Raw genomic sequence first — 10285 nt, 5'->3', positions numbered from 1 at the left:
CGCGTGAAGGTACCGGGATGGCTCGACGACGACGGTGTAACGGCTGAACTGCAGGCGGCTGATATTCTTGTCTTGCCCTCCTTGGTCGAGAACCTGCCGATGTGCGTGGTAGAAGCTTTCGCTCATGGATTGGCGGTTGTTTGCACCCCGGTCGGAGCCGTGCCAGAGATTGTGGAGCACGAGAGGACGGGCCTTTTGGTACCCGTAAAGAATGCTCCGGCTCTGGCCTCGGCGTTGGAGCGCCTTCTGATGGATCCCGCTCTTCGTGCCCGCCTTGGGGGGCAAGCGCGGGCCCAGCATGCTGTCCGATTTGAGATCAGTGCTTACGTCGATAGGCTTGTAGACGTGTGGCGCGGAGCGTCGGACAGAACAGCGAATTCCTCCGACCGCGCTTCACTTTCCGAACGGACCAAGACGTTCGCCACGCCTGGCAGATGACGCCTACCAGATCGGCGGTCTCATAGCATTGATCGGCGGATCGAGGCGAGCGGGCGTGCCGCGGTCATCTTCCGGAGTACTCACAATGGGCAACCACTCAGCCCTCGATGAACTCGCTCGACGTGTCCTATTCTCAAAACTCATAACCTACACTTGCTTAGGGTGACGGAGCACACTCCATTATGGCTCACTGGCGAACCTCGAGGGAAGTCGCCTTGCGCCCAGAGGATCCGACCGAGCCCGGCACGCTACAGCAGTCCCGCGATAAGGCAGCGCTGCCCCTGCGGAAGTGGAGAGCCGACATGAACCACATTCTGAAGAATTGCCTGTACTACGGCGCGAGTCAGGTTGGAGAACTGCCGTTCCTTCGCGCACGCTTCGCTGCTAGAGCGGTCATCATATTGTTTCATGAGATACAGCGGGATTGTCAGTCGGAGTTGATGACCGGAACATCAGTCTCCCTTTTTGAGTATTCGCTCGAATGGCTGCAACGAGAAGGATGGTCAATCGTCAGCCTCGATGAATGTCTTGAGAAGCTGGCAACGAATGATCGATCGCGCCGTTATGCGGTTCTGACTTTCGACGACGGCTACCGCGATAATGTCTCGGTAGCGCTTCCAATCCTGGAGCGACATAATGCGCCATTCACGGTGTACGTGCCCACTGGCGCCCCTACACGATCGATGCAGACGTGGTGGTTGGGTTTGCGCAGGTTATTTCTCTCGAGAGACGAGGTGACAATCGACGCGTTAGGCCGCCGGTTCCATTGTTTCGACATGCGAAGCAAGCGATCGGCATTGACCGACGTGACCGAATGGGTTCACCAGGATTACCGGCGCAGTGCAATGCTCGCGCCGACGTTCAAGCAGAATGGGATTTCGCTGGCGGCATTGAATGACGCATATTTCCTGGACGAACGCGAGCTCCGCATTCTTGCGCGTCATCCGCTTGCGTCAATCGGCGGACATACGACATCACACGCCGCGCTTGCCACCCTCGACGAGCCGTCGGCACGATCCGAACTGGCCGATAACCGCGGTTATCTCGAGAATCTACTTCAATTGCCCGTTCGGCACGTTGCATATCCGTATGGCTCGTGCGGCCCCCGTGAAGAGCGTTTGGCGAGCGAAGTGGGATTTGAAACTGCCGTAACAACACGACAGTGGCGATTGCACGATCGCAAGGTAAACCACTTTGCACTTCCCAGGATCGGCGTTTACAGTCCTTCAGGCTTTAGGGCTCGAATGAGCGGCATCATCGAGGCGGTTCAGGCGCGCTACGTGACCGCGGAGCAGCGCGGGGCCGACTCAACGGCGGCGCCTCGCGAGCGTATTGGTTAGGCTGCGCGGATATCCGTATCTAAATCGAGGTCCATACGCCTCACGATTTCTGACGCAGTACGATTAGGCGAAACATAAGAAATCCCTAACCTAGCGATCGTCGACCAAGCCCCCTCCGTCGCCGATAGCCGGCAAACCAAGTCTTATTGTGGTTCGAAGGTTGCAAGACTCGCCAACTCGGGCATTTCCGACAAGGGTGATCGCGGGCACCACGACATCGTAGGAAGGGGAGTACCAGCCGAGCAAGGGGTCCTTCGTCCCGGAAACTGCCTGCCAGGTCATCAGCTCGGGCAAGAGAATCTCGGCTTGTTCTCGTCCATTCTCGCCAGACCAGGAAAGCTGAGCCGTATTGCCGGTGAGAGCGCACCCGATGGCCGGATGCAAGTGAAACATCAGTCGAACCGGCACACCACCAGCACCGGAGATCTGATCATCAATGTTCAACTCACGGCGTTCGCGGTTGAGCTCAACCCGCCGGCGGTGAGTGATTCCGAAACGTCCCTGGTAGCCATCATGTTTTCCTTCAGCAGTGGCAACGGGCAGCGCCTCCTCCAGACCACTCGCTTCAACTAGGAGCGCCTGAGCCGCCTTCGTCCAAAGGAACGGTCCACCACTTTCCGATTGATCCGCGCCGCACACCTCGAGCGTGTTGTGCGCTGCAGTCGACCGGAAATACTTTCTCCAGGCCTTGGAAGCATTGTAACTAAATGTACCGGGATCAACCAGGATAGGCTGGCCACCGCGGCGCAGCTCGATCGCCAGGGCATCTGCATGACCGTGGGCAGCAATCGAGAGGTAGCCAAGCGGCCCAGCGTCAAAGACACAGTAAACCTCATTCGAAGTGTTGCTCTCAGAGCGCAAGATTACGAGTCCCGCATCAGGCGCGAACGAATTTCTGCTCTGGTGAAGTTTGTACGTGAGCCCTCCTGGCGGCTTCACAATGCGATCCCACAACCACGACCGTAGCGGCCGCTCGTTCAGACCCGGCCACCAAGCAGCTCGGCCAAACCACGCCGCACCGAGTTGCAGAAGATCGATCCATTGGCTGAAGCCTGGAGCGTCCAACAAGAGACCTTGCGCGTCGTCGCTGTCGCCCTGCCGGGGAGGACGACCTCTATGATCCGTAAAATCGGCCAGTCGAGAAACAATATCCGCCGCTAAATTCCAGGCGGCAGGCGGCCAGGGATCGTCGCTCAACTGCCCTTCAATCAAGCAAAGCACGAGCGCTTCCAGGACATAAGCGTTGTAGCCGCTGCCCAGCTCACGATTGATGCCGCTCTCGAAGGTCTGACTCCGGAACTCCCTCAGCAGGATAGCCCGGGCCTTCGCGCGCCAAGCCGCACTTTCCGAAAACCAGGGCATACTGCACGTCGCCAGATAAAGCCCGGTAGCCTCATAGATCAAATGGTTGTTGGCGGACGACCCCGAGCTCATTCGCCGGACCAGCAACCATTGATGCTGGTAAACACATTCGACGAAGCCTTTGTCATTCTCGAAATTGGACTTCGCGTATTTCCAATCCGCAAGCAGTCTGCGTGTCCAGACGAATGCGATCAGCCTCATACCAAGCTCGATCCCGCTGGACCAGTGTACGCCATTGAGAAACAGGTTGGCCGCTCGCCACGACCTGATCTGACCAGCAGCGGCCTCGGCGTAAGGAACGCTGCCCGTCAACCAATAGGCCATCGCGAGCATGGTCGTGTGGTGATGCCGAGATAGCTCCCACACATACTTCGTTTCGAAGCCAATTCCGTCCCCATGTATTCGAATGTCGAATGCATATGCGTTCCGGGGAAGTGTCACTTGGCTTTTCGGATCGAGATGCCAATCGACGTTCGGTGTCACGTCCTTCCGCTCGACGGAAAACGTCGACCAGCGTCCTTCCAGAAGTGCATCCGAGGCCATTATCAAGGCGTCGCGCGGCGCCTCCGGCGCCTCCGCTGCCATCGAGCGATCGAGCCCTCCGCGGAACTGCAGCTTGTCAGCTACTGTGTTTGGCCGCGGCGTGCCACCGCGTGCATAGAAACGATGTCGCCAGTACGCCTGCACGACCCGATCTCTGACCCGGGCGCAAATCTCATTCCGATCCATTGCACGCAGACGTCGAAAGTACCAGGTAGCATTCATTTGAGCGCGCCAATCAGCCAATGCCTCAAGATTGTCGGAGGCGCCGAGCACATCTGTCAATCAGCAACCATCATGTTCGTTCAATCAGCATGACGACTTACCCGGCATGGCCGGATCAATTCCGGCTGCCCCACGAGGCTCTACACGCAAAGGCATCCTGAATTGCGGCGCGAGATCGTGAAGTAGCTGCCCCAGATACAGCTTCATCTATAGCAGTTTCTCGCGGTACTTCGGCGTAGATACGAGGTGGTACCTCGCTCTCCCTACGACCGCGTCTTGCCCCTCCCACCCTTGTCACTTAAACTGGTCGAGCCGCGATGCAATTTCAGCCCAGCATTGGCGCATCCGAATGGATGCATCTCGAGAGAGAAGCATGAAACAGAGACCGGTCGACGCCCTCGATTTTCACACCAGCATCGCAATCGAGTTCGATCAAAGTTATTCCTATGACTCCAACCGGCTGGAGCGCCTGAAGATCTGGAAAGCGTATCTGGCAAAATACGCTTCCGGAGCCGACTTGGCCTACGATCTCGGCTGCGGCAGTGGCGCTATCACTTCCCTGCTCGCTCAATATGCAAAGCGTGTTACTGCCATCGACGGAGCAGAGGGGATGCTCGCTGTTGCGCGTAAGAATGCCGCTGCGTGCGGACTTTCTGACCGGATCGAATTCCGGCAGAGCAGGTTGCCCATACCGGGCCAGGTAACATTGCCCCAAGCCGATGTCGTGATTTCATCAAGCGCCATCGAGTATATGGACTCTGTGCCAGATGCACTGGCCTTTGCGCGCAGCCTGCTCAAGAAACAGGGCACGCTGATTTTTTCCATGTCCAATCGAGCTTCCATTTCGCGCAAACTCGTTCGTGCCGTGCATGGCGTTACTGGCCGGCCGGAGTACATCAAGTATCTCCAGCATTTCGTGACCCTCGCCGATTTGGAACAATATCTGGAAGTTAGTGGCTTTACGCCGGTTGAATTTTCTTATTTTGGTGGTGCCGATCGATTCAATCGCTTCTTGGCGCCCCTTCTTTCGCCGAGCCGTGCAAACAACATGATCCTCATCGCGGCACGTCCCCGCGAATAGCGGCAGTTCGCATCATTCGAACCGGTCTCCCCTGGCCTCTCGCCCCCCAAATAGAAGCGGATCCTGAAGCTGCTTCTTCCACGCTTTAAATCCGGTTCACATGAACCTGTAGCGCCGCAGGCGACCAGATGAATATCTCATGCTGAAAGCTTTATCATAAGCGCCTAGCAGTTTGGCCATCTCGTAGTCCCAAGCGAGCTCGCCGTAGATCCGTTTCCGGCCGAACGCGCCCATACGGTCACGTCGCACCGGATCATCCATGAGCTCCAGTATCTTGTCACCGAACTCCGCAGTGTCCGTATTTTTTGCATACAAGGAAGCCTCTCCAGCGGATACGCGCCCCTCGGTGAGATCGAATTGCACGATAGGCTTCCCCAAGGCCATGTACTCCATGACCTTGTTCATCGTCGATTTGTCGTTCATCGCGTTCGGCCGGTCCGGATTGACGCAGACGTCCGCGGTCGAGAGTATGGTGAACAGCGTCGTATCATCAACGCGACCGGCGAACGTCACCAGGTCATCCAGATCAAGGGCAGTTGCAAGTTTCTGGACTGCCTCCAGTTCCGGCCCACTTCCGACAATGACGAACTGGACATCATCGCGGTTTCGCGTCTCGCGGATGTGCTTGATCGATTCCAGCAACAGATCGATCCCTTCCTGCTTTCCAATGACCCCTAGATAGGCGACCAGAAATTCCCGCCCCTTCTTCCAGGACGGGTCCGGTGGAAGCGACCGCACGCGAGAAAGGTTCGGGCCGGAGCGCACAACGAACACACGGTCCGGATTCATTTTCCCTCGTTCAAGAGCAATGGTCCGATATGATTGGTTTGTCGCTATTGATACGTCGGCCAGTGCGAAGGTAAGGCGTTCAAACAGAACCATGACGCGCCAGAGAAGACCACGCCGTCCGAATTTCGCTTCGTAAAGTTCCGGATTGATGTCGTGGTGATCGAAAATGAACGACTTCCCAAACAGAAACTTGTGAAATGCACCGATCAAGAAAACGAGGTCCGGCGGATTGCACGCATGGACCACGTCAAAGCCGTGCTTTGCGAGAACTTTCAAACTCAGCACGAGCTCCCAAAATAGTGCCGCGCTGTACTCGGCCAGGTAGCCTGGCAGCCCTCGTCCTTCTGACGGCAGCCAGTGGCGATAGACGTTGACCCCGTCGATGACCTCGAATGATGCCGTTGCTTGCGGCCCCTTGGGACAAATGACAGTCACTTCATACCCGTACCGCGACAGCGTGGTCGCTTCCGCCCACACTCGGCGATCGAACGGCACCGGAAGGTTTTCGACAATAATGAGCACCCGCCGACGAGCCGAACCGTTGAGGGTCGCTTGTGCAGCCGATGCGTCGCGGGCCGAGCCCGCAAGGTTCGCGTCCAAGCCGACCAATTCGCAAAGCTCGCCGTTACGGGCAACCGACTTGGCTGATTGTGCTGCGGCCGCTTGACCAGAGCGGCCGGCACCATGACCGTCACGAAAGCGTGTTAACATCGATGACCCACTTCGTGCGTAACGCCATGCTCTTGGCCCATCCCCGGGTATCGATGACAAGGTCGAACAGCTCCGACTCGGCGGTCGATTTTGCGACTAGGAGTTTACGGAGCGCGGGCAAGCTCGAGAAAGCATAACCAAGATTCTGGCCCAACAGCTTGGACGGATCGACATGAGGATCGTAGATCGACAGGTGAATGTTCGCCTGGAGAAACTTGCGGGCCAGATCGATGTTGGGGCTCTCGCGAAGGTCGTCGCTGTTCTCCTTGAAGGCGAGACCGAGCATCAGTGCCCGCCCGCCCGCCGGAACTGCTTTCACGCAATTTTCAAACAAGAAGTTCTTATGCGCGTCATTCGATCGGAGAAGCGAATCTACGAGGTGGGTATAGGCCCCGACATCGCTTGCGATGTATTGGAGTGCGCGAACGTCTTTCGGCAGGCATGAGCCGCCGAACGCGCCACCCGGCTTCAAATAGCGGGCCGAGATGTTGAGTTTTGTGTCAGATGTGAAAATCTTATGGACAGTCGCCGCGCTGATACCGAGCTTATCGCAAACGCGACCGACTTCGTTGGCAAAGGCAACCTTCAACGCGTGGAACGTGTTGTCGACGAACTTGGTCATCTCCGCTGCACGGTAGGTCGTGTAGAAGACCGGCGCATCGACCCGCGCGTTCAGCTCGTCAAGAGCCGCGCACCGTTCACCATCCTTCGTCCCGATCACGATCTTCGGTGGATTGAAGAAGTCCTGGATCGCAACGGATTCGCGCAGGAATTCGGGATTGTAGACGAGCTCGACGAGATTGATCCTGTCTCTCAATTCGTTTTCGAAAATCGGAAAGATCAAGTCCTCGATCGTGCCGGGCCGCATCGTGGAGCGAAATATGACGGTCAACGGCTTCGCTCGTCCGCGACCGATCAACTCCGCGATCTGATGGGAGACCTCCACGACGTAGCTCATGTTATGAGATCCGTCGGCCGCGCTGGGCGTTCCCACACAGACGATCGCAATGTCGCAACTGTCGAGATGCTGGCTCGCATCCTTGGTGGCGGTCAGCAAGCCCTTCCTGACAGCGCGTGCTACAAACTCATCGAGGCCGGGTTCCGTGATTGGCGACTTGCCGGCATTGACGATCGCGATCTTTTCATCGCTGACGTCGATTCCGACAACCTCGCGACCTTGCTTGGACAGGCAAGCGGCCTGCGTCATGCCGACGTAACCAAGTCCGAACACTGCAATTTTCATTGTGGTTCTTCATCATCGCATTTCCTCCCGCCACCATAGCCTTGAGGCGTTCCGGGCAAGTGCAAGCAAAAGGGTGTCCGCCGGGGCTGAGTGGCTACCTAGTCGGGAGTACTCCGGTGATGAACTTCATCGCCGCTGCCATAGAAACGAGGCCAATGCAACTTTAGCGGGTCGAACACAGCTATCGAATTCTTCGATTGTGTCCTGCATCGCTTATTTGGTCAGGCATGGCTGCCGCCCTTGATGAAGTCTTCACGCCCGGAACGAAGTGGCTCATGGGCTGCCGCCAAGGCGCTACGTCGGCAGCCAGTACATGTGCTGAAAAACTCTCCCGTTGATGTGCACTTGGATTCGTGCGGCGCGCGGTTCGGTAATACCGGAGAACCTCTCCCGCTCTTCCAGAATGGACGCTGTCATCCGGCGGGCCACACAGAATCGAACATGCAGGACCGGGCCGGTACAACAGAGCCCCGTGTCCTGTCGGGCGAGAGAAGATCGTTCGCGAGCCCATACATTGGTATCAACAGTGGATACTTCTGTTGCTTCCCCCATGGCGGCATCGCCAAAATCAGCAACAGTTGCAGACACATGCCTGTGGCTGCCACAGGCGGGCCGCATTTGCGGTTTCGCCTTTTCGCCTTACTCGCTTATTTTTTTCGCCATACTCGCTCATTAACCAACCGGCCCAGCAGTCGGGGGGGCCACTTCAAATCCCACTGCTATGAAAGTCTGCTCGCGATGCCACGCGCTCGCGAGCACGCGGTATGTCGTGCGCCATCGCGTGCGCGGCAGTGGAATTCCCTTGTCAACGTCAAAGAGACACTCTGCAACTCGGAGGCCTGAAATTGGATACGACCGGCACAATCACGAACTTTACGTCTACCGTGAACAACCTCTTCGATATCGGTGGCGATGCATACAGAGTGGAGACAGCTGGCAAGAGCTATAGCCTGACCAATCCTGACTCCCAAACTCTGCGCTTCGAAATTCGACCTGGCGATTATACCTGGTTCGATAGTGCAGGAACCGTCGATCGCGCCAACATCGACGGTTCCGCGCAGTACATTCAGCCCGGCACTCCGGTCAACATAGGCTATCAGTTTATGGTGGAGGCAAATGGCCCCAATGGGTCATTTACGAACACCGCAAATTGGTTCACCACTGGAGAAATGCACAATAACGACTTGGTTCGTGGTGTGCATACCTCGCCTCCATTCGCCATCCAACTCTCTGGCGACCATCTGCAGGTTGTAGCTCGCTATTGCCTGCCCGGCGGCAATCCCAGCAACTCGTCCAGCGATCTTCATATGATGACGCTGTGGACCGACCCCAATCCCATTAAAACTGGCCAGTTTAACGACATTCAAATCCAGGCCAATTTCTCCAACACCAGCAGTGGGTATCTGCAGGTCTCGATCAACGGGACTCAGGTTGTGAACTATCATGGCCCCCTGGGCTATGGGGATCCGACCTATTGGATGGAAGGTCTCTATCGGAACGCAGGTCCAACCGAGACCGTTGCCGCCGAATATCGAGATACGACGCTGACAACCGGGTCGGCGGCAACTACGCCGACGACGCCGACGATCCAGCCGGCGGTGACGCAGGCCACGGCCACTCCGGGAACGGGAATCGAGCATGCCGGCGATGTCATCACGCTGACGCTCGCCTTCAACGAGGCCGTGACGGTGACGGGCACGCCGACGTTGTCGCTCAACGACGGCGGCAAGGCCACCTATGTCAGCGGCTCGGGCTCGGGTACGCTCACCTTCAAAACGACTGTCGCGTCGACCGACACCAGCACCTCGGCGCTCGCCATCACCGGCGTGAACCTGCCGAGCGGTACGGCCATCAAGGACGCGAGCGGTAATGCAGCGAACCTGTCGGGTGCGGTGAAGACGTTCACCGGTCTCCAGATCGACCCGATCTTGCCGGCGGTAACCCAAGCCACGGCTGTTCCGGGAACGGGTACCGAGCACGTCGGGGACACGATCACGCTGACGCTCGCCTTCAACGAGGCCGTGACGGTAACAGGCACGCCCACGCTGTCGCTCAATGACGGCGGCAAGGCCACCTACTTCGGCGGCTCGGGCACGGGTACGCTCACCTTCAAAACGACTGTCGCCTCGACCGATACCAGCACCTCGGCGCTCGCCATCACCGGCGTGAACCTGCCGAGCGGCGCGAGCATCAAGGACGCGAGCGGTGTTGCGGCGAACCTGTCGGCTGCGGTGAAGACTTTCTCCGGCCTGGCGGTTTCGACGGCATCGACGACGCCGACCGATCCAACTGCGCCGACGACGCCGACCGCGCCGACGCCGTCAGCGACCCAGCCGGTCCTCACCGTCGCGGATCACTCGCTCTGGGTGGCCGGAAGAGGCGGTTCCGTCGACCTAGGCACCACGGTGACCACGACCGACTCCAACGACGTCGTGACCTTGAACATCACAGGGTTGCCCAAGTACGAGACGATCACCGACAAGCTCGATGGTCAGACGTTCCGGGGGAATAACATCACCTTGACGGCAGCGCAGGTCGACAGCGGACTCGTACTGC

Annotated in this window: 7 protein-coding genes; 4 read left to right on the top strand and 3 right to left on the bottom strand. The window is 57.8% G+C overall.

Translation table 11 applies throughout. From position 1 onward, the window contains the following. Window positions 1–3: 3 nt before the first annotated feature. A complete protein-coding gene (locus AC1D00_RS11650) occupies window positions 4–438 on the top strand; it encodes a glycosyltransferase family 4 protein (protein ID WP_477010771.1) in 435 nt (144 codons plus the stop codon). Window positions 439–740: 302 nt separating this feature from the next. Continuing rightward, window positions 741–1778 (top strand): polysaccharide deacetylase family protein, encoded by a 1038-nt coding sequence (locus AC1D00_RS11645; RefSeq protein WP_477010769.1) that lies wholly within the window; start codon window positions 741–743, stop codon window positions 1776–1778. Window positions 1779–1868: 90 nt separating this feature from the next. On the opposite strand, the gene AC1D00_RS11640 is transcribed toward AC1D00_RS11645, so the two are convergent. Further along, window positions 1869–3956 (bottom strand): heparinase II/III family protein, encoded by a 2088-nt coding sequence (locus AC1D00_RS11640; protein WP_477010770.1) that lies wholly within the window; start codon window positions 3954–3956, stop codon window positions 1869–1871. A gap of 322 nt (window positions 3957–4278) precedes the next feature. Between AC1D00_RS11640 and AC1D00_RS11635 the strand changes: the two genes are divergently transcribed. Then, window positions 4279–4986 (top strand): class I SAM-dependent methyltransferase, encoded by a 708-nt coding sequence (locus AC1D00_RS11635; RefSeq protein WP_477010768.1) that lies wholly within the window; start codon window positions 4279–4281, stop codon window positions 4984–4986. A 96-nt stretch (window positions 4987–5082) separates the two neighbouring features. Here the strand turns inward: AC1D00_RS11635 and AC1D00_RS11630 are convergent, their stop codons facing one another. Next, window positions 5083–6486 (bottom strand): glycosyltransferase family 4 protein, encoded by a 1404-nt coding sequence (locus tag AC1D00_RS11630; RefSeq protein ID WP_477010767.1) that lies wholly within the window; start codon window positions 6484–6486, stop codon window positions 5083–5085. Then, window positions 6467–7729: a nucleotide sugar dehydrogenase gene (locus AC1D00_RS11625; RefSeq protein ID WP_211433911.1), complete on the bottom strand. Its 1263-nt coding sequence runs from the start codon at window positions 7727–7729 to the stop codon at window positions 6467–6469. Before AC1D00_RS11625 ends, AC1D00_RS11630 begins: the two co-directional genes overlap by 20 nt. Window positions 7730–8574: 845 nt before the next feature. Here AC1D00_RS11625 and AC1D00_RS11620 point away from each other — a divergent pair. Then, a partial coding sequence (locus AC1D00_RS11620) for a heparin lyase I family protein (RefSeq protein WP_477010766.1) occupies window positions 8575–10285 on the top strand: 1711 nt, incomplete at its 3' end.

The sequence above is a fragment of the Bradyrhizobium sp. P2_E8 genome (genome assembly GCF_056403875.1).
The sequence above is the reverse complement of the archived record's forward strand: the minus strand, read 5'-3'. Positions and strand labels throughout refer to the sequence as shown.

Excerpts from the sequence above, each read along its gene's own strand:
- AC1D00_RS11630 (WP_477010767.1), bottom strand. The coding sequence starts at position 6,486 with ATGTTAACACGCTTTCGTGACGGTCATGGTGCCGGCCGCTCTGGTCAA.
- AC1D00_RS11635 (WP_477010768.1), top strand. The coding sequence starts at position 4,279 with ATGAAACAGAGACCGGTCGACGCCCTCGATTTTCACACCAGCATCGCA.
- AC1D00_RS11625 (WP_211433911.1), bottom strand. The coding sequence starts at position 7,729 with ATGAAAATTGCAGTGTTCGGACTTGGTTACGTCGGCATGACGCAGGCC.
- AC1D00_RS11645 (WP_477010769.1), top strand. The coding sequence starts at position 741 with ATGAACCACATTCTGAAGAATTGCCTGTACTACGGCGCGAGTCAGGTT.